The 19,791-nt window shown below is 39.2% G+C and carries 24 protein-coding genes; 12 read left to right on the forward strand and 12 right to left on the reverse strand.

Features of this window, described 5'->3' with window-relative positions; all coding sequences use genetic code 11:
- Window positions 1-383 (forward strand): BT1926 family outer membrane beta-barrel protein (locus tag BSHG_RS12080; protein WP_008658964.1); only part of this gene is annotated, 383 nt, incomplete at its 5' end.
- A 109-nt stretch (window positions 384-492) separates the two neighbouring features.
- On the opposite strand, the gene BSHG_RS12075 is transcribed toward BSHG_RS12080, so the two are convergent.
- The 4 genes from BSHG_RS12075 to BSHG_RS12060 form a co-directional block, all read right to left on the reverse strand.
- Window positions 493-918 (reverse strand): RNA-binding S4 domain-containing protein, encoded by a 426-nt coding sequence (locus BSHG_RS12075; RefSeq protein ID WP_005785756.1) that lies wholly within the window; start codon window positions 916-918, stop codon window positions 493-495.
- Window positions 919-944: 26 nt separating this feature from the next.
- Window positions 945-1,508 (reverse strand): aminoacyl-tRNA hydrolase, encoded by a 564-nt coding sequence (pth, locus tag BSHG_RS12070; protein ID WP_005785758.1) that lies wholly within the window; start codon window positions 1,506-1,508, stop codon window positions 945-947.
- A gap of 106 nt (window positions 1,509-1,614) precedes the next feature.
- On the reverse strand, window positions 1,615-2,205 hold the full coding sequence (locus BSHG_RS12065) for a 50S ribosomal protein L25/general stress protein Ctc (RefSeq protein WP_005785759.1): 591 nt from the start codon (window positions 2,203-2,205) through the stop codon (window positions 1,615-1,617).
- A gap of 144 nt (window positions 2,206-2,349) precedes the next feature.
- Window positions 2,350-2,736 (reverse strand): PUR family DNA/RNA-binding protein, encoded by a 387-nt coding sequence (locus tag BSHG_RS12060; protein WP_005785761.1) that lies wholly within the window; start codon window positions 2,734-2,736, stop codon window positions 2,350-2,352.
- Window positions 2,737-2,904: 168 nt separating this feature from the next.
- Between BSHG_RS12060 and nusB the strand changes: the two genes are divergently transcribed.
- From nusB to BSHG_RS12030, 6 genes are all read left to right on the forward strand, one after another.
- Window positions 2,905-3,831, forward strand: coding sequence for a transcription antitermination factor NusB (gene nusB / locus BSHG_RS12055; RefSeq protein WP_008768080.1), 927 nt, complete (start codon window positions 2,905-2,907; stop codon window positions 3,829-3,831).
- Between the two features lie 46 nt (window positions 3,832-3,877).
- Complete coding sequence (yajC, locus tag BSHG_RS12050; RefSeq protein WP_005775925.1) at window positions 3,878-4,204, forward strand: preprotein translocase subunit YajC; 327 nt, start codon at window positions 3,878-3,880, stop codon at window positions 4,202-4,204.
- 23 nt (window positions 4,205-4,227) lie between these two features.
- Complete coding sequence (locus BSHG_RS12045) at window positions 4,228-5,241, forward strand: CdaR family protein (RefSeq protein ID WP_005801064.1); 1,014 nt, start codon at window positions 4,228-4,230, stop codon at window positions 5,239-5,241.
- Window positions 5,231-5,848, forward strand: coding sequence for a dephospho-CoA kinase (coaE, locus tag BSHG_RS12040; RefSeq protein WP_005785766.1), 618 nt, complete (start codon window positions 5,231-5,233; stop codon window positions 5,846-5,848). Before BSHG_RS12045 ends, coaE begins: the two co-directional genes overlap by 11 nt.
- A gap of 17 nt (window positions 5,849-5,865) precedes the next feature.
- Window positions 5,866-6,282, forward strand: coding sequence for a DUF5606 domain-containing protein (locus tag BSHG_RS12035; RefSeq protein WP_005785768.1), 417 nt, complete (start codon window positions 5,866-5,868; stop codon window positions 6,280-6,282).
- Window positions 6,283-6,798: 516 nt separating this feature from the next.
- Window positions 6,799-7,008, forward strand: coding sequence for a hypothetical protein (locus BSHG_RS12030; protein ID WP_005785770.1), 210 nt, complete (start codon window positions 6,799-6,801; stop codon window positions 7,006-7,008).
- Window positions 7,009-7,083: 75 nt separating this feature from the next.
- Here the strand turns inward: BSHG_RS12030 and clpB are convergent, their stop codons facing one another.
- Window positions 7,084-9,672 (reverse strand): ATP-dependent chaperone ClpB, encoded by a 2,589-nt coding sequence (clpB, locus tag BSHG_RS12025; RefSeq protein WP_005785772.1) that lies wholly within the window; start codon window positions 9,670-9,672, stop codon window positions 7,084-7,086.
- A 222-nt stretch (window positions 9,673-9,894) separates the two neighbouring features.
- Between clpB and BSHG_RS12020 the strand changes: the two genes are divergently transcribed.
- The 3 genes from BSHG_RS12020 to BSHG_RS12010 all read left to right on the forward strand — a co-directional run bounded on the left by BSHG_RS12020 (window position 9,895) and on the right by BSHG_RS12010 (window position 12,469).
- On the forward strand, window positions 9,895-10,476 hold the full coding sequence (locus BSHG_RS12020) for a DUF6621 family protein (protein WP_005785774.1): 582 nt from the start codon (window positions 9,895-9,897) through the stop codon (window positions 10,474-10,476).
- Between the two features lie 24 nt (window positions 10,477-10,500).
- Window positions 10,501-11,397 (forward strand): LysR family transcriptional regulator, encoded by an 897-nt coding sequence (locus BSHG_RS12015; RefSeq protein WP_005785776.1) that lies wholly within the window; start codon window positions 10,501-10,503, stop codon window positions 11,395-11,397.
- Between the two features lie 79 nt (window positions 11,398-11,476).
- Window positions 11,477-12,469 (forward strand): YeiH family protein, encoded by a 993-nt coding sequence (locus tag BSHG_RS12010; RefSeq protein ID WP_005785778.1) that lies wholly within the window; start codon window positions 11,477-11,479, stop codon window positions 12,467-12,469.
- A gap of 88 nt (window positions 12,470-12,557) precedes the next feature.
- On the opposite strand, the gene BSHG_RS12005 is transcribed toward BSHG_RS12010, so the two are convergent.
- The 3 genes from BSHG_RS12005 to BSHG_RS11995 are packed head-to-tail and all read right to left on the reverse strand — an operon-like array spanning window position 12,558 to window position 14,271.
- Entirely contained in the window at window positions 12,558-13,241 is a 684-nt protein-coding gene (locus BSHG_RS12005; protein ID WP_005785780.1) for a DUF4252 domain-containing protein, read from the reverse strand.
- Between the two features lie 6 nt (window positions 13,242-13,247).
- Complete coding sequence (locus BSHG_RS12000) at window positions 13,248-13,775, reverse strand: hypothetical protein (RefSeq protein WP_005795692.1); 528 nt, start codon at window positions 13,773-13,775, stop codon at window positions 13,248-13,250.
- On the reverse strand, window positions 13,756-14,271 hold the full coding sequence (locus BSHG_RS11995) for an RNA polymerase sigma factor (protein WP_005785783.1): 516 nt from the start codon (window positions 14,269-14,271) through the stop codon (window positions 13,756-13,758). The genes BSHG_RS12000 and BSHG_RS11995 overlap by 20 nt, the downstream gene beginning before the upstream one ends.
- A gap of 84 nt (window positions 14,272-14,355) precedes the next feature.
- Between BSHG_RS11995 and BSHG_RS11990 the strand changes: the two genes are divergently transcribed.
- Window positions 14,356-14,637, forward strand: a complete 282-nt coding sequence (locus tag BSHG_RS11990; protein ID WP_005785786.1) for a hypothetical protein — start codon at window positions 14,356-14,358, stop codon at window positions 14,635-14,637.
- Between the two features lie 65 nt (window positions 14,638-14,702).
- Here the strand turns inward: BSHG_RS11990 and recA are convergent, their stop codons facing one another.
- From recA to BSHG_RS11970, 4 genes are all read right to left on the reverse strand, one after another.
- The gene (gene recA / locus BSHG_RS11985) at window positions 14,703-15,746 is read right to left on the reverse strand and encodes a recombinase RecA (RefSeq protein WP_005785787.1); all 1,044 of its coding nucleotides are present in this window, start codon (window positions 15,744-15,746) and stop codon (window positions 14,703-14,705) included.
- Window positions 15,747-15,756: 10 nt separating this feature from the next.
- The gene (gene bcp / locus BSHG_RS11980) at window positions 15,757-16,203 is read right to left on the reverse strand and encodes a thioredoxin-dependent thiol peroxidase (protein ID WP_005785789.1); all 447 of its coding nucleotides are present in this window, start codon (window positions 16,201-16,203) and stop codon (window positions 15,757-15,759) included.
- An 82-nt stretch (window positions 16,204-16,285) separates the two neighbouring features.
- Entirely contained in the window at window positions 16,286-17,479 is a 1,194-nt protein-coding gene (locus BSHG_RS11975) for a saccharopine dehydrogenase family protein (protein WP_005785790.1), read from the reverse strand.
- 94 nt (window positions 17,480-17,573) lie between these two features.
- Entirely contained in the window at window positions 17,574-18,824 is a 1,251-nt protein-coding gene (locus tag BSHG_RS11970) for a hypothetical protein (protein WP_008658980.1), read from the reverse strand.
- 124 nt (window positions 18,825-18,948) lie between these two features.
- Here BSHG_RS11970 and BSHG_RS11965 point away from each other — a divergent pair, with 124 nt between their 5' ends.
- Window positions 18,949-19,740 carry an META domain-containing protein gene (locus BSHG_RS11965; RefSeq protein ID WP_005785793.1) on the forward strand — a complete coding sequence of 264 codons (792 nt, stop codon included), beginning with the start codon at window positions 18,949-18,951 and terminating at the stop codon, window positions 19,738-19,740.
- Window positions 19,741-19,791: the final 51 nt, after the last annotated feature.

Consider the following 19,791-nt stretch of genomic DNA (forward strand, 5'->3'; position numbering starts at 1 on the left):
CCGTAGCCGATGCTCAGTCGTTCGCCTATAATGTGTCAGCAGGTGTTGATCGTTATTTCAACATCAAGCGTGTTCCTAACCTGATGTGGTATACAGGTATTCGCGTAGGTTTTGCTTACGGTGAAAATGAAATGAAGTATGATGAAGAGACCTCTATGGGCAAATCTATTGCCGAGAGTTGGAATCTTCGCGGCGCCTTGACTATCGGTGTCGACTACTTTGTTCTTCCTGCACTCTATATCGGTGCGCAGATCGATCCGTTTGCATATACGTATAATAAGACTACGTATAACCCACAAGCAGGTCTTGGCGATCTGTCGGCAGACAGCCACAACTACAGTGTGCTGGCCGCTCCGACATTTAAGATCGGATTTAAGTTTTGACCTCTATCTCCATCCGGCTGATAAGCCATCGGCCGGGTGGATAATTTTATAAATAAATAAGTCCATTTATTTATACCTCCCCGGTGTCCGTGACGGCTGTCGGGGATTTTTATTCATTATCTTCTTCGAAGTCGAAATCAAAATCGAAGTCATCCATAAATTCGGGAGTGGTAAATTCCTCAATGCTCCGGCGATCTTTTTTAGTTGGACGTCCCGTACCTCGTGCCCGATCAATAAAACCGCTGATTTTACTCATCTCCAGAAGTTCATATTGATCAGGGGTTGTTACATTTTCCATCATTTCAGACACAAGTTTTGCACCCACCCGTTTTTCAATGGCTTGCAGGACTTTAAAGGAATATGTTATCGGAGGTTTTTTCACTTGGATTACGTCTCCGGGTTTTATCATACGAGCTGCTTTTACAAACGACCCATTGATGCTAATTCGTCCTTTCTTGCAGGCTTCTGCAGCGATTGTGCGAGTTTTGAAGATGCGGACTGCCCACATCCATTTATCTATTCTTGCTTCAGGCATTTGATTATGAATTGAAAAATGAATAATTATTTTTTGTTGAACTGATTCATCGTGATGTCGATACCTGCCAAACAGAAGCTTTTGGCGATTTCTCCGGCTGTTTCCAAACGTTCATCCATTGTTTTCCAGTCTTCGTCCGTGAAATGCCCCAATACAAAGTCTATTTGTCCGCCTCTTGGAAAATCATTACCGATACCAAATCTCAAGCGCGCATAGTTTTGGGTGCCCAAGATAGTTGCGATGTGTTTTAATCCGTTATGACCGGCATCACTGCCTTTGCTTTTCAGGCGTAAGGTACCAAAGGGAAGTGCTAAGTCATCTACAATGATTAATACGTTTTCTAATGGAATGTTTTCTTTTTGCATCCAATAACGTACGGCGTTGCCGCTTAGATTCATGAATGTCGAGGGTTTTAACAAGATCATTTGTCTTCCTTTGACAGATAGGGTAGTGGTAAAGCCATAACGACCATCTGTGAATGATAGGTTGTTTGCTCTGGCTAAAGCATCCAATACCATAAAACCTATATTATGGCGGGTTTCATGATATTCCGGACCAATATTGCCTAACCCGACAATTAAGTATTTCATATCTTTTCAATCTGTTTGTTTTAAATAAGAACGCAGATTAACACAGATCGTAAAATCTGCATTAATCTGCGTTTGAATGATATCTTTGTTAAAGGGATAACCGATATTATTTTCCGGCTGCAGCAGCTGCACCTCTTGCTGCACGAGTCAACTTAACAGCACATACAACAGCTTCTTTTGCATTCAGCAATTCTAAACCTTCATAGCTTAGTTCGCCAACTTTTACTGTCTTACCGAGACCCAGGTGAGATACATTAATAGTCAGTTTCTCCGGAATGATATTATACAAAGCTTTCACTTTCAGTTTACGCATCTGCAATGCCAATTTACCACCGGCTTTCACACCTTCAGCAAGACCTTCAAGCTGTACAGGTACTTCCATTACAATAGGTTTAGCTTCGTCAATCTGATAGAAGTCTACGTGCAGGATAGTATCTTTTACCGGGTGGAATTGGATATCTTTCAGAATGGCATTTACTTTTTTGCCATCAATAACCAAATCAACTACATAAATATGCGGAGTGTAAACCAAATTACGAAGTCCTTCGTTGGTCACTGTGAAGTGAACTACTTCTTCACCACCGTAAAGTACGCAAGGTACACCACCGTTGTTACGAATTTCTTTCAAAGCTCTTGCCTGTTCAGAAGAGCGTTCTGCAATTGTTCTTGCAGTTCCTTTTACTTCAATTGATCTCATTTCTTGAAATTTTTTGTGTTACTCTAAATTAAGTTATTTTGCTTGCTTAATTCACCATCACACGATGTGGTTATCACACGATGTGCAAAAAGCGGTGCAAAATTACACTTTCTTTCTGAAATATCAAAGAATTGATGCCTTTAATTATTCAAAATCAATGTCAATTTTGATTTCGCTATCCAAAACTGTAGTCTCCGGTTCACTTTCAGGTTCGACTTTTTCCTCCGATTCGGAATCTTCTGTATATTCTTGATTCTGATTGATGAAGTTGATAGCTTGTTCGAGTCCGGCCATGAATTTACCAAAATCCTCTTTATACAAGAAAATTTTGTGCTTTTCAAAGCTTACTTGAGAGTCATCTCCTTCGCCCATCACAACTTTCTTGCTTTCGGTAATGGCAAGAAACATTTCATCTTTGCGGTTCTTTTTAACGTCCAGGTAATATATACGTTTACCGGCCTTTATTGATTTTGAGAATACGATCTCTTTATCATTCATGTCTGTTCCTATTTTCTTTTTAAAATCTTCCATATTGTTAGGTCTGTTTATAATTGGCTTCAAAATTGGATATTTTTTTTAAACTGTCAAAAGAAAAAGGAAAGAGAATGAAATACTGCATTAAAAAATGTGATTTATTTGTGTAAACTCATTAAAAATGTCTACTTTTGCAATTCGTTAATAACAGTATTAATTAAGATTATGATTAACAGAGTTCTTATTCGTCTAAAGATCATACAGATAGTGTATGCTTACTATCAAAACGGCAGCAAAAATTTAGACTCAGCGGAGAAAGAGTTGTTCTTTAGCCTCTCAAAGGCTTATGATCTGTACAACTATTTGCTGATGCTTATGATTGCTTTGACGGAATATGCACAAAAACGCATCGACACAGCGAAAGCTAAACTAGCGCCGACTAAAGAAGAGTTGTATCCTAACATGAAGTTTGTGGAAAATAAATTTGTTGCACAACTCGAAGTGAATAAACAATTGAGCGAATTTATAGCTAATCAGAAAAGGACCTGGGCTAATGATCAGGACTTCATTAAAGAATTATACGAAAAGATTATTGCATCCGATATATACAAGGAGTATATGGCTTCTTCTGACAAATCTTATGAAGCAGATCGTGAATTATGGAGAAAACTCTATAAAACTTTCGTTTTTAATAATGATTCGTTAGATCAGGTGTTGGAAGATCAGAGTTTATATTGGAATGATGATAAGGAGATTGTCGATACATTTGTATTGAAGACCATTAAGCGTTTTGAAGAAAAACAGGGAGCTAACCAACCATTGTTACCCGAGTTCAAAGATGACGAAGACCAGGAGTTTGCACGCCGTTTGTTCCGTCGGGCCATTTTAAATGCCGACTATTACCGGCACTTGATCAGTGAAAATACAAAGAACTGGGATTTGGATCGTGTAGCTTTCATGGATGTAATTATTATGCAATGTGCATTAGCAGAAATTCTTAGTTTTCCGAACATTCCGGTCAGCGTTTCGTTAAATGAGTATGTAGAGATTGCTAAACTCTATAGTACAGTGAAAAGCGGTAGCTTTATCAATGGTACATTGGACGGAATAGTTAATCAATTAAAAAAAGAAGGTAAGTTGACAAAAAACTAATACCTTTGTCTAAATAGATTAAAAAACTAATAAAACTGATTATTTTATGAACCTATTAACTGTATTTTTTCAAGCTCCTGCTGCTGGCCCTGACGGTAGTTTGATGTGGATCATGCTGATAGCAATGTTTGTTATCATGTATTTCTTCATGATTCGTCCGCAGAACAAGAAGCAGAAAGAGATCGCTAATTTCCGCAAATCTCTCCAGGTTAACCAGAATGTGATTACTGCTGGTGGCATTCATGGTGTGATTAAGGAAATCAATGATGATTACATTGTTCTTGAAATCGCTTCTAATGTAAAAATTAAGATAGATAAGAACTCTATTTTTGCAGATGCTTCTGCTGCCAACAGTCAGTCTGCTACGAAATAAGGAACTAAAAATAAATAAAGCCTATGTTCGAACGTAGGAACATAAAGTATATTTATTTAAAATTATCAAGAAAGATTAAGGACTTTCTGCTTAGTGATAAGAGCAGAGAGTTCTTAATTTTTTTATTTTTCTTTTTTATTGCAGGCGGATTTTGGTTGCTTCAAACGTTAAACAATGATTATGAAGCAGAATTTTCTATTCCTGTCCGTTTGAAAGGAGTGCCCAATCATGTGGTTTTAACTTCTGAACCTCCTTCTGAACTCCGCATTAAAGTAAAAGATAAAGGAACGGTGTTGCTGAACTATATGTTGGGTAAAAGCTTTTTTCCCGTTAATATCGATTTTTCCGAGTCGAAAGTACCTGATAATCATGTGAAGATTTATGCGTCGGAACTTGAGAAAAAAATAGCAGGACAACTTAATGTATCGACCCGTTTGCTGTCTGTAAAGCCTGATACTCTTGAGTATATCTATTCTACCGGAAAGTCTAAACTAGTGCCTGTCAAATTGGAAGGTAAAGTCGTTGCAGGGCGCCAATATTATATTTCCGATACGATCTATTCTCCGGATTCTGTTTTGGTATATGCCCCTGTGGCTATATTGGATACAATAACGGCAGCTTATACGCAAAAAGTTAATTTTGAAAATGTAATGGATACATTGAAGCAGCGAATAGCGCTTGCCGGAGTAAAGGGGGCCAAATTTGTTCCCGGGGCTATTGATTTGACTTTACCCGTGGATATATATACGGAGAAAACAGTTGAAGTCTTATTACGTGGTATCAATTTTCCTGCAGATAAGGTATTGAGGGCATTTCCATCTAAAGTTCAGGTTACGTTTCAAGTTGGATTAAGTCGTTTTCGCGAAGTTAACGCAAGTGACTTTGTTGTGAATGTTTCTTATGAAGAACTTTTGAAATTGGGTACTGATAAATATACTGTAAAATTGAAATCTCTTCCACGTGGAGTAAGTCATGTGCGAATCCATCCGGAACAGGTTGATTTTTTGATAGAACAACTCTCTTCTGATGGCAATTAAAATTGGAATAACCGGCGGAATCGGTAGTGGTAAAAGTGTCGTTTCACATTTACTTGAAGTGATGGGAGTTCCTGTCTATATCTCGGATGAAGAGTCAAAGAAAGTAGTGGCCACTGATCCTGTTATTCGTAAAGAGTTGTGTGATTTAGTAGGAGAGGAGGTTTTTTCTGGCGGCAAATTAAATAAGACTTTACTGGCCACATATCTTTTCGCTTCTTCGACGCATGCTTCTCAGGTTAATGGAATCATACATCCGAGGGTTAAGGAGCATTTCAGGCAATGGAGTTCACACAAAGAGTGTCTGGATATAATAGGTATGGAATCGGCAATTCTGATAGAATCGGGCTTTGCGGATGAAGTTGATTGTATAGTGATGGTCTACGCGCCTTTGGAACTCAGGGTAGAACGTGCGGTGCGGCGTGACAATGCTTCATGCGAGCAGATTATGCAGCGTATCCGGAGCCAAATGAGTGATGAAGAAAAATGTGAGAGGGCTTCTTTCGTCATAATAAACGATGGTGAAAAGCCGTTGATACCACAGATTTTAGAGCTAATTGCTTTTCTATATCAAAAGATTCATTACCTTTGCTCCGCAAAAAATAACTAATATAAAAGTAATATACTATGTTAAAGACTATTTTGTCTATCTCCGGCAAACCGGGGTTGTATAAGCTTATTTCGCAGGGTAAAAATATGTTGATTGTAGAAACAATTGATGCAGCTAAGAAACGTTTCCCTGCTTATGGTAACGAAAAAATTATCTCTCTGGCAGATATAGCAATGTACACAAACGATTCAGAAGTGCCTTTACGTGACGTGTTGCGTTCAATAAAAGAAAAAGAAAATGCAGCTATCGCTTCTATAGATGTGAAGAAAGCTACTTCTGAGCAATTACGAGAATATTTGGCTGAGGTTTTGCCTGACTTTGATCGTGACAGAGTATATACCAATGATATCAAGAAATTGATTTTGTGGTATAATATCTTAGTCTCTAACGGAATTACAGACTTTGGTGAAGAGACTGCCGTTGAAGCAGAATAAATCTACCACACTTTTAGTTAAAAGCACAATGTCCTTTATTAAAGGGTATTGTGCTTTTATTTTTTTATTATATCTCTATAAACAAAAGTTTTTTTAAGCTGTTCTTGCAGGACTATATGAAATTTGCATAGAATATTTTAGAGAACTTATTTGTCGTATTCAGGGCTTTTTAATTATCTTTGTTGCAATCCGTCGGAACCTGAAGAGTCAGTGTTACGAGGAATATTACACAAAAAGAACAAAAGCGTTTTTAAGATATTATTCTGTACTTGAAATCTGGACAATTTCACTATTCAGGAATAATGTAACGAACGCTCATGCTCTGCTGTATATGCAAATATATAGTATCGAGCGTGGGTTGTTGTACATTATTTGAATAGTGGCAGTCCAGAGCCTCAGGTACGATAATTACAACGTTCCCACGCTTTTTTATATACGAAAGATTCTTTCGAGGGAACCGGGAGGGATAGAAGGAAGGAAAAGAGCATGAAAGCAGCAAGAAATAGCGGAATTTGTATGAAACTGGATGATTTTACCGGAGTTTTATCGTTAGAGCATCTGGATGTTAATACAATGGTATATCTGTATAGTGAGCAGGGTGAGTTAATAGGGAAAATTCACTCAACAAAATCTTCTGCTACTTTTACATTACCTCAAAAAGGTATGTATGTGCTTGTAATTCACTGTTTATCCTATCCGGTGGAAGTTAGGAGAGTCATTTATTGAACTTTAAAAAAAAGAAAAGCCGGTATACCATAAGGCATACCGGCAAATCGCTGTTGTTTATTACTTTTTAATTCTTTAGTTACGGAAAACTAACCCGTCTCCTTGTGCATCTACAATGATTGCTTTACTACGGTCTACTTCCTGTGCCAATAATTTTTTCGATAGATCGTTGAGTAAATATCTCTGAATAGCCCTTTTTACAGGACGTGCACCGAATTCCGGATCATAGCCGACCTGTGAGAGGAAATCCAAAGCCGCATCTGTCAGTTCTAGTTCTACTCCATTACCGGCAAGCATCTTTTGTACGCTCTTAATCTGTAACAAGACAATCTGTTTTATGTCTTTTTCTGTTAATGGCAGGAACATGATAGTCTCATCGATACGGTTTAGGAATTCCGGACGGATGGTTTTCTTTAACATGTTCATTACCTCTTTCTTGGTTTCTTCCACTACTTCCTCGTTGTTGGCGCCGTTCAGTTTTTCCATCTGGCTCTGTATGTAGCTGCTGCCCATATTGGAGGTCATAATGATGATTGTATTTTTAAAGTTTACCACACGGCCTTTGTTATCTGTCAACCGTCCGTCATCGAGTACCTGCAACAAGATATTAAATACATCCGGATGTGCTTTCTCGATTTCATCAAACAATACTACAGAATAGGGTTTGCGACGGATCGCCTCTGTCAATTGTCCGCCTTCGTCATATCCTACATATCCCGGAGGCGCTCCAACTAAACGCGAAACGCTGTGCTTCTCCTGGTATTCGCTCATGTCGATACGGGTCATCATCGTTTCATCGTCAAACAGAAATTCGGCAAGCGCTTTGGCAAGTTCGGTTTTACCAACTCCTGTAGTGCCCAGGAAGATGAAGGAACCAATAGGTCGTTTGGGATCCTGTAAGCCTGCACGGCTGCGGCGTACAGCATCAGACACAGCTGCAATAGCCTCGTCTTGTCCGATAACACGCTGATGTAATTCTTCTTCAAGGTGGAGCAATTTGTCCTTTTCACTCTGCATCATTTTGCTTACAGGAATTCCGGTCCAGCGGGATACTACGTCAGCGATGTCTTCAGCATCCACCTCTTCTTTTATCATGGCTGTATCCCCTTGCATTTCGTGCAATTTTTTCTGGGTATCTTCAATTTCCTTATGCAGTTCCTGCAATTTGCCATAGCGAATCTCTGCAACTTTGCCATAGTTTCCCTCACGTTCTGCCTTGTCAGCTTCGAATTTAAGATTTTCTATTTCAACTTTGTTCTGCTGGATTATATCCATCAGGCTTTTCTCGCTTTGCCATTTTGCTTTATATGACTTTTCCTGTTCTTTCAATTCAGCCAATTCTTTGCCGATTGTCTGTAATTTCGGTTCATCATTTTCCCGTTTTATAGCTTCTCGTTCAATCTCCAGCTGTTTAATCTTTCGTGAGATTTCATCTAATCCTTCAGGGACAGAATCCACCTCCATGCGAAGTTTTGCGGCAGCTTCGTCCATCAGGTCAATTGCTTTATCGGGTAAAAAACGGTCAGTGATGTACCGGCTGCTTAATTCTACGGCAGCAATGATTGCATCATCTTTGATACGTACGTGATGGTGATTTTCATACCGTTCTTTTAATCCACGTAAGATAGATATTGTGCTCAGATTGTCCGGTTCATCTACCTGTACTATTTGGAAACGACGTTCCAAAGCTTTATCTTTCTCAAAATATTTCTGATATTCGTCGAGAGTGGTAGCACCGATAGAGCGTAGTTCTCCACGGGCAAGTGCAGGTTTCAGAATATTAGCTGCGTCCATAGCACCTTCTCCTTTTCCTGCTCCTACCAAAGTATGGATTTCATCAATGAATAATATGATATTACCTTCTGATTTCTTCACCTCATTCACTACCGATTTCAGTCGTTCCTCAAATTCTCCTTTATATTTAGCTCCTGCAACGAGTGCACCCATATCAAGTGAGTATACCTGTTTATTTTTCAGGTTTTCAGGAACATCACCCCGAAGAATACGGTGTGCCAATCCCTCAACAATAGCTGTTTTACCGGTACCCGGTTCACCTATTAATATAGGATTGTTTTTTGTACGTCGACTTAAAATCTGAAGTACCCGTCGGATTTCTTCATCACGTCCGATCACAGGGTCGAGTTTACCACTACGGGCTGCTTCATTTAAGTTAATGGCATATTTTTCCAGTGACTGGTAATTATCTTCACTGGACTGAGAGGTCACCTTTTCTCCTTTTCTCAATTCACTGATGGCACCACGCAATTCTTTTTCGGTCATTCCTGCATCTTTCAGGATGGTAGACACCGTGCTCTTTACTGTCAGTAAAGCCAGCAAAAGATGTTCCAATGAAACAAACTCATCGCCCATTTCCTTGGAGTACTGCGTTGCTTTTTGAAAGACTTCGTTCGCTTCCCTACTCAAGTAAGGTTCTCCGCCGGAAACTTTTGGGAAAGAGTCGATCTGCTTATCGAGTACGAGGGAGATTTGTTGTCCGTTCAGTCCTAACTTCTGAAAGATAAAGTTAGTCACATTTTCGCCTACCTTCATCACTCCGTACAGGATATGAGCCGTTTCGATGGCTTGTTGTCCCCGACTTTGTGCCAGGTTAATAGCCTCTTGTACAGCTTCCTGAGATTTAATGGTAAAATTGTTAAAGTTCATATCGTTTGTTCTCCTTTCTTATTCTTGTTTTCAATAACACTATTAGAGGCGCAAAAGATTTGCCATGGGGTAAAAACTGACTTTTTTTCAGCTTTTTAAGAAAAATAAAAGTCAAAATGTCATATATTTTCTTTTGTAGAGGAAATTGTGTCCGAATGTAAGAGCATTTTAGAAGTATGTTGTATCTTTATGCCCTCAATATAATTATTAAGGAATTACGATATGGACGAAAAAATAAAGTTTCCTTCGAATGTGGTACTGATTGATGCAGCGTTTCTGAATCTAGTTGTGACGGATCTGAAGAAGTACTTTGAGAAAACCTTGATGCGTGAACTGCAAGAGATTGATCTCTCGGAACTGGTAACTTATATAGTACTTGATGCAGGTATGGCAGTAGGCGATAATCAAATTCAAATATTAATGGTATATGATAAAGATTCGGCTCAGTTGTCTAATTGCCGACCTTCCGATTTATCGGCAGAATTGAATGGGGTGGCATTTAAGAGTCAGTTCGGAGAATTTTCTTTTGCCAGTGTACCTTGTGAGGAAATGGTATCTCGTGAAGAATTATATTTGGATCTGCTGAGTATCGTTTTAGATTCTGCCGATGTGGAACGGCTGATTTTGGTTTCTTTCAATGAAGAATATGGTGATAAGGTAATGGAACGGTTAAAAGGTGTCAAGAATAAGGAAACCATTCAATTCCGTATGAATGAACCGGAGGAGAGTATTGAAGGATATCAATGGGAAATGTTGGCATATCCCGTGATGCAAGCATTGGGAATCAGGGGAGAAGAGTTGTAATATTGACAATAAGCCTTTATATTTATGTCTGATTTTCGTCTGAAAGTATTTTTAAGCGTTGCTAAGAACCTCAGTTTCACTAAGGCTTCACAAGAGCTGTTTGTCAGTCAGCCTGCCATAACTAAACATATTCAGGAATTAGAGACTTGTTATCAGGTTCGGTTATTCGATCGGCAGGGAAATAAGATTTCTTTGACAGAAGCGGGTAAGCTTTTGCAGGAGCATAGTGAAAAGATATTGGAGGACTATAAGCGGTTGGAATACGAAATGCATTTGCTGCATAACGAATATATAGGCGATTTGAAATTGGGTGCCAGTACTACCATTTCTCAATATGTGCTTCCTCCTTTGCTTGCTAATTTTATAGCCAAGTTTCCTCAAGTAAATCTTTCATTATTGAATGGGAATTCCAGAGAGATAGAGGCTGCTTTGCAGGAGCATCGCATTGATTTAGGGCTGGTAGAGGGCATTTGTCGCTTGCCCAATCTTAGATATACTACATTTTTACAGGATGAATTAGTGGCAGTTGTTCATACAGGTAGCAAGCTTTCATTGCCTGATGAGATAACTCCGGAGGATCTATCCAGAATTCCGCTTGTACTCAGGGAGAGAGGTTCGGGCACACTGGATGTTTTTGAGAGAGCTTTGTCCGAACATAATATGAAATTATCATCCTTGAATGTACTTTTATATTTAGGCAGTACAGAGAGTATCAAGTTGTTTTTAGAACATACAGATTGTATCGGAATTGTTTCTATCCGTTCTATCAGTCGTGAATTACTTTCAGGTACTTTTCGTGTTATTGAGATTAAAGGTATGCCAATGCTACGTGAGTTCTGTTTTGCACAACCGCAAGGACAGGAGAGTGGGTTATCACAAGTTTTGATGCAGTTTGCTATGCATCATAACAAAAAGTTATAGAGTATAATTAGATGCAATTGGCATATACCGACAAGTAGCCGTATCTTTGCACCCGAAAAATAAATAAAGATAATAAGATATGGTATCAGCTATTACGAAAACGTTGAGGACAAACAACAAAACGGTCTATGTTTCTTTGCTTTCTATTTTGACTTTCTTTTTAATGTTGGATTATATTCCCGGTTTGCAAGCATTTTCTACATGGGTTACTCCGCCATTGGCTCTTTTTCTAGGATTAGCTTTTGCGTTGACTTGTGGACAGGCCCATCCGAAATTTAACAAAAAGACATCTAAATATCTATTACAATATTCTGTTGTAGGATTAGGGTTTGGTATGAATTTACATTCAGCTCTTGCTTCCGGTAAAGAAGGAATGGAGTTTACGATTGTTTCAGTAATTGGCACTCTGATTTTAGGATGGTTCATTGGGCGTAAGTTTTTAAAGGTAGATCGTAACACCTCTTATCTCATCAGTTCAGGAACTGCTATCTGTGGTGGTAGCGCTATTGCTGCTGTAGGGCCTGTAGTAAAGGCTAATGATAGTGAAATGTCTGTGGCATTGGCGACTATATTTATATTGAATGCTCTTGCGCTTTTTATATTTCCGGTGATCGGACACGCTTTAAATATGAGTCAGCATGAATTTGGAACATGGGCCGCAATTGCCATTCATGATACAAGCTCTGTGGTGGGGGCCGGTGCAGCATACGGTGAAGAAGCTTTGAAAGTTGCTACTACCATCAAATTGACACGTGCTCTTTGGATTATTCCGATGGCATTTGCTACTTCGTTCATATTTAAGAGCAAAGGGCAGAAGATTAGTATTCCTTGGTTTATCTTCTTCTTTGTATTGGCTATGATTGTGAATACTTATTTGTTGGGTAGTGTACCTGAATTGGGGGCCGCTATCAATGGGTTGGCTCGCAAAACATTGACTATCACTATGTTCTTTATTGGAGCTTCTCTCTCATTGGATGTTGTGAAGTCCGTAGGCATCAAACCTTTGATACAAGGAGTGCTTCTGTGGGTAGTGATTAGTTTGAGCACTCTGGCCTATATTTATTGGTTCTAATTTCAGGATAAATAGTTATTATACAAAATAAGGTACGATGCCCAAATACATCGTACCTTATTTTGTATAATAACTATTTTATGATTTTCTACTTTATATTTATGTTTTTGAGCCCTTGTTCAATTCTTTTTAATTTGTCGTTTAAGGTACTTAGTTCTTCTTTATAATTCATATCTATCGAATTTAAATTATAGGTTCCACTTAACTCTGCCATGTCTTTTTGATTGTCCGAATTTTCTTTTTTAAAGTAAGTAACCGGTTTATTATTTGCATAAAACAGATCTCCTGATATTATAAAGTTTTGACTGGTGCTTTGGTATAACATTAACTTCTTGATATCATCCGTAGTCATGTCCCCTTCCATATATACAAATTTTAGAGAAGATGCTCCGTTCATTACCATAATCAGTTCTTTCACTTTACTTCCTTTGCGATTTACATAAACTTCCGAACCGGAAACCGTACTTTTTTGTTTCATCAATAATTCGTATTTGGATGATTGCACCAATGAACGGATATCTTTGGCCATTTCTTCACGTACCTTATTATCATGTGTAGAGAGCACTTGGACAGAGTTCAAATGTTCTGCTACTTTACCTATATAAAGGTCCTTCATAAATAGATTCGGATTTAATTCCATCATTGCTTTAGAGATATAAACAGAGGATACCCCTTTCATGTCATTGTACTTGTTGAATAAGTTTTTTTGTGCCTGGCAAAGCAGAGGAGACAATAGCAGTACGCATGCCAAAATAAATTTCATTGTTTTCATAATTGTTTATTTTTTAATTTCATTTCTTACTTCTTGATGTATTTTTCTCATATCTATCTGGCTTTCTTTCACCTCATTGAGTCCATAGTTGAGGTTGGCAGAAATCTCCAGTAAAGTTGCTTGTAACATCCGGTAGGCTTCTTCCGGATCGGAGAATGTATCTTGTGGGGTGGGTGGGCATACATTTTTGCTTAAATTGTCAATCCCGTATCCAATGCCTATAAGCAATAATATGGTAGCTGCAACCCCTCCAATCCAGTGCCAGCTGTTTTTGGAGTTATTGGGGCGGAAAAAGTGTTGTTCTTTCTCGGCCATTTCGTCAATCAGCAGATTTAGTTTGTCTTCCAGATGTGCAGGAACTTCTATATCTTGGTCGGCATCCGGGCAAAGATTGAGAAAAATTTCTTTGTCCTTCAGCAGATGTCCGGGCACTTCCGTTGTTCTGAAATAATTTCTCAGCACCTCTTCTTGGCTCTCGGTAGTGGTTCCCTCATAAAATTCGGCGAGCAGCCTTTCAATTTCTTCGACTTTCATAATTATTCCATTTATTAAATTCTTCACGTATCTTTTTTCTTGCCCGTGACAGTAGCACACGGACGTTTATAGAGTTTAATCCAGTGACTTGTTCTATCTCTTCGTATGAACAACCTTTAATATCGCGCATATTTATGATTCGTTGCTGTTGTTCGGGTAAGTGGGCAATAATATCTTTTATTTGTCGTACCCCTTCACGTGCTTCCAGATTGTCCGGTTGAAAAACATCTTGGGCGGCTGATAGCTCCACGCTTTGTCGGGACAGAACATACTTTCCTGAACGAAGCAAATCAAAACACATATTTTTTACTAAAGTGACACTGAATGCTTCAGGATTGCTGATAACCGACAGTCCTTCCCGTTTATCCCACAGCTTCAGATAGGCTTCTTGCACTAAGTCTTCCGCATCAGCAGCATTCTCCAATAGCCGATAGGCCACGCAGTACAGCTTGCGATGATAGGGTAGAAACTCTCTTTTAAAACTTTCGGTATCCATGTGTTCGTTCTTGTCAATGTTTATATCCTTAAGACGTAACGGGAGGAATTTTGTTACAAAGAAAGCGAAAAAAGAATAAGTAAGATGAAGATCTTTGGCGAAAAAGATGTACTTTTAATGACTGAATTAAAAATAGATACTATGAGTCAAAATGAAACAACAAAATTGGACATTATTGTAGAAGTATTAGGTGAGAGAGAGCCGGAGATACGACGTTTGGTTATCTTGGACGACCGGTTAAGGATGTTTGCCGAATCTAACGATGAAAATGGTCCGGGCATACCTATCGAGTTGGTAGCGGAGTGGGCTATGCTGCTGAATAAATATTATCCGTTGGCATTGGAAAAACGGAATATGATGAATTAAGATATATAATAAACGATCGGCGGTTGTTCGATAGAACACTGCCGATCGTTGTTTATTGATTACACTTACTTGTGCTCTCTCAACTTTTCAAAGATCAGTCCTTCCAGTTCTTCGGCAAGTTCTGGATTGTCGGCGATACATTGTTTTGCTGCATCACGACCTTGGCCCAATTTGGTGTCGTTGTAGCTATACCATGAACCGCTTTTCTTGATAATTCCCAAATCCGCTCCCAGGTCAATGATTTCTCCCGAATGTGATATGCCTTCACCAAACATAATATCGAATTCTGCCTTGCGGAAAGGAGGAGCTACCTTATTTTTCACAACTTTGACTTTCGTCTGCTTACCAATCACTTCTTCACCGTCTTTGATCTGCTGTGAACCGCGGATATCCAAACGTACGGAAGCATAGAATTTTAATGCATTACCACCGGTTGTTGTTTCCGGATTACCGAACATTACACCGATTTTCTCACGCAACTGGTTGATGAAGATACAGGTTGTACGAGTCTTGCTTACAGCTGATGTTAACTTACGTAATGCCTGTGACATTAGGCGGGCTTGCAAGCCCACTTTGTTGTCACCCATATCCCCTTCAATTTCAGCTTTCGGAGTCAAGGCGGCTACAGAGTCCACTACGATGATGTCAATAGCTGAAGAGCGTATCAATTGCTCTGCAATTTCCAACGCCTGTTCTCCGTTATCGGGTTGCGAGATGAACAGGTTATCCACATCTACTCCCAGTTTAGCCGCATAGAAGCGGTCAAAAGCATGTTCCGCATCAATGAAAGCGGCAATTCCACCGGCTTTTTGTGCTTCTGCAATGGCGTGGATGGCCAGTGTCGTTTTACCGGATGATTCCGGACCATAAATTTCAATGATTCTTCCACGGGGATAACCGCCTACGCCTAATGCAGCATTCAGTGCTATCGAACCTGTTGGAATTACTTCTACTTGTTCTACCACTTCTTCACCCATTTTCATGATAGAACCTTTACCGAAGCTTTTCTCTATCTTGTCCATGGCAGCCTGTAAGGCTTTTAATTTTTCGCTTGATGCCATTTTATTATTATCTGTTTCAAAGTTTAATTCGTCTTCTTTCTTTGCCATAATGATCGATTTATAAAATTTGTGAAGCGTGTTCTTTGGTCTTTACTTCTTTGGGTCCGATGATCCGTTCGATAACTCCCTCTTCATTGATAAGGAAAGTTGTACGTAAAGTACCCATATAAGCACGGCCATATAGCTTTTTTTCTCCCCATACTCCAAATTGCTCTACCAATTTTTTATCAGTATCGGCAATCAGGGTGAATGGCAGATTGTTTTTCTCAATAAATTTTTGGTGTGACTTTTCATTGTCTACACTTACACCGATCACTTCATATCCGGCTTTACGTAGCTCTGCGTAATTATCCCGAAGGCTACAGGCTTGGGCCGTACAGCCGGAAGTGTTATCTTTAGGGTAGAAATAAAGGACGATTTTTCTTCCTTTATAGTTGTTGAGGCGTACCTCTTCACCCTTTTCATTGATACCCAGCAATTCTGGGGCTTTATCTCCTACGTTCATTTTTGATGATTCTTCCAATAATAAATATGCCGATTGACTTACTTAGGGTTAGGCATAGCCAATAGGCATATTGTTATGTTGATTACAGTTCCAAATTTCCATCGAATACTTCGTGCCAAGGCAAGCCTTGTTTATTCAATTGTTCCATAAACGGATCCGGATTAAACTCTTCCACGTTGTTTACACCCGGACGTTTCCATTCGCCTTTAAAGAACATCATGGCACCGATCATAGCCGGTACGCCTGTGGTATAACTTACTCCTTGCATACCTGTTTCTTTATATGCCTCTTCGTGACTACAGTTATTATATACATAGTAAGTGCGTTCTTTGCCATCTTTCAGACCACGAATGCGGCAACCGATAGAAGTTTCACCTTCGTAATTTTCACCCAAATCCTGAGGATTAGGTAACACGGCTTTCAGGAATTGCAGCGGAACGATCTTTTGTCCATTGTAATCTATTTCGTCAATACGCGCCATTCCGATATTCTGAATCACACGCAAATGAGTCAGATATTCCTGACCGAATGTCATCCAGAAACGTGCTCGTTTGATGGTCGGGAAGTTTTTGACTAATGATTCCAATTCTTCGTGATACAACAGATATGAATCACGAGGACCGATGTTTGGATATGTCAGATCTTTATGAATTTCCAGTGGACCTGTGGTCACCCATTGGCCATTTTCATAATAACGTCCGTTCTGGGTGATCTCGCGGATATTGATTTCTGGATTGAAGTTTGTTGCAAAAGCTTTATGATGATTTCCGGCATTGCAGTCTACTATATCCAGATATTGAATCTCATCAAAATAATGTTTGGCGGCATATGCCGTATAAATACCACTTACTCCCGGATCGAATCCACAACCTAAAATGGCGGTGAGGCCGGCTTCTTTGAAACGTTCATGATAGGCCCATTGCCAACTGTACTCAAAGTGAGCTTCATCTTTAGGCTCATAATTAGCGGTATCCAGGTAGTTGACTCCTGCTTTTAGGCAGGCTTCCATGATGGTCAGGTCCTGATAAGGCAATGCAACGTTAATGACCATTTCCGGTTTAAAATCGTTGAAGAGTGCTACCAGTTCGTCCACATTATCAGCATCCACTTGGGCTGTTTTTATGTTGGGATTGCCGATGGCTTTCACGATGTCGTCACATTTTGACTTCGTGCGGCTGGCGATCATGATATCAGTAAATACATCGGCATTTTGTGCCACTTTGTGTGCTACAACGGTACCTACACCGCCTGCACCGATAATAAGAACTCTACCCATTTCTTTAATTAAGAATTTTAAATTAAGAATTTAAGAATTGTTGATGGAACAAATATACGGCATTATTTCAGAATATTCGACGATTTAAGTTTCTTTATTTAGCCCGGAGCAAGATGCCATTTTCAAATTCCAATATCTTTCCTCTATATAACCAGGTTTCAAAGCGGGTGTCTGTCCGAACTCTGATTTCTATCGGTTCTCCTATTGCTAATTTGCATTCTTCGGTTGTCATGCCCGGTTTTACTTCTCCTTTGGCAAGCATAAGCCAGTTGGATTCACTAATGTTTGGATATTTCTTTCGTATGTCGGAGAATCCGAAAAGGTCCTCTATGAAATCTTCATTTTTAAGGATCGGATCATATTTCAAATCTACTTTGACTTGATATGTGTTTCCTTGAATATCTGTCAGAAGGAGTGTAGCTGATGTTCCTGCCTTTTCAGGTTGTACATCTTTGATATGTAATGGGGTATAACGTAATAACTCTGTTTGCTTGACCCGAATTGTCTTTTGAGGATAAACAGACTGTCCGATGTATTTGGACTGGATAGACTCTCTGGTTTTGACATCCGGATTGGTGAAAGAAAATGCATTTGGAAAATAGTTTATTCTTTTCTCCGCTTGAAAATCTGCAGGTTCCATACCGGAGTTGATTCTGGACATGGCTACATCAATATAATAAGAAACTCCCTTGCGGTCAATAAAAGTGATTTTTACCGGGAAGGACTTGTTACCGACATCTATTGTTGTAATTTTGACAGGTTCACCTTTCGCGATATTGACTTCTCTATATCCTGAATAGCTGTTGGCATCGTCTGTTTTTGCTATGGTAGTACGCGTATAGAGCGTTTTCCCAATTAATAATTCCTTGGCCTTGTTTACATCTTGCAGATAGACGAGGGCAGGGATGCTGGCATACGGATTTTGATCACACAAATCGTTCAGTTTGACATCTTTCATCTCATAATAGTATTTATGATCTTCACACTGGAATATGAATCGGGAAGTATAAATCTTGCCGATATACGTTTCATGTACAGTTTCTTCCGAACCGGTATATTCCAGCGTTTTACTTTTGAGCAAATCGTTGTCGACTTCTTTCCCATCTTCATATTTGCATAATATGGGGACGAATTCATCACTACTATCGGGGATGAACATAAACTTCATTCCGGGTGTCCATTTACATAACTGCTTTAAGGAGAAATGTGTTGTTATGAAATCCGTTTCTTCATCGGGTGATAGGGAGTCGGGGGAGGAGGAACTTGCAAAATGGCTGTTTTGTGCAAGTAATGTTCTGGTGGCTATCAAAAGAAGGAGTAATAAGGTTCTGAGGCGTCTTTTCATGATTATATTTTGTTAAATTGAACTATTCGTTTGTTTGTTCTGTTTATCTTAATTCGGCAAATGTATCAACTTTATGTTATTTTTTTATATATTTGCGCCGATATTTAACTTAAACAGTATGACAATGAAAAAAGTATTACTTTCAATTTGTATGGTGAGTGCAGTATTCGCTATGTCATCTTGCGGTTCGACAAAAGAAGCCGCTTCTTTATCATCTTTAAATGGTGAATGGAATATCATTGAAGTGAATGGCTCGGCCATTGTGCCGGCAGAAAATCAGGAATTGCCGTTTATTGGTTTTGATACAGCTACGGGTAAAGTATATGGTAATAGTGGTTGTAACCGGATGATGGGATCTATAGATCTCAATTCAAAACCCGGTACTATCGATATGAGCCGATTGGGGAGTACCCGTATGGCTTGTCCGGATATGACGACAGAACAAAATGTGCTGAATGCATTGGGACAGGTGAAGAGTTATAAAAAACTGGGTAAACATAATATGGCTCTTTGCAACGCTTCCAATCGTCCGGTAGTCGTTCTTCAGAAGAAAGCTTCGGATGTAAAGTTGTCTGCTTTGAATGGTGAATGGAAAATCGAAGAAGTGAATGGAGAAGCTATCCCTTCGGGCATGGAAAAACAACCGTTTATCAATTTTGACGTGAAGAAGAAGTCCATTCATGGCAATGCGGGATGTAATTTGATTAATGGAGGATTTGAAACAGATAAGGAGAATCCCCGTTCCATTTCTTTCCCTAATGTTATTTCTACTATGATGGCTTGTCCTGATATGGAAGTGGAAGGCAAAGTGATGAAAGCTATCAACGAGGTGAAGTCATTCGATGTGTTATCCGGAGGAGGTATCGGATTTTATAGTGCAGACGGAACACTGGTAATGGTACTTGTGAAAAAATAAAAAAACGCTTGATGGAGGGACCTGCTCTCTTATTAGTGATATATTCAAACG

Source organism: Bacteroides sp. 3_2_5, from assembly GCF_000159855.2.
In the GTDB taxonomy this organism is placed as follows: domain Bacteria; phylum Bacteroidota; class Bacteroidia; order Bacteroidales; family Bacteroidaceae; genus Bacteroides; species Bacteroides fragilis.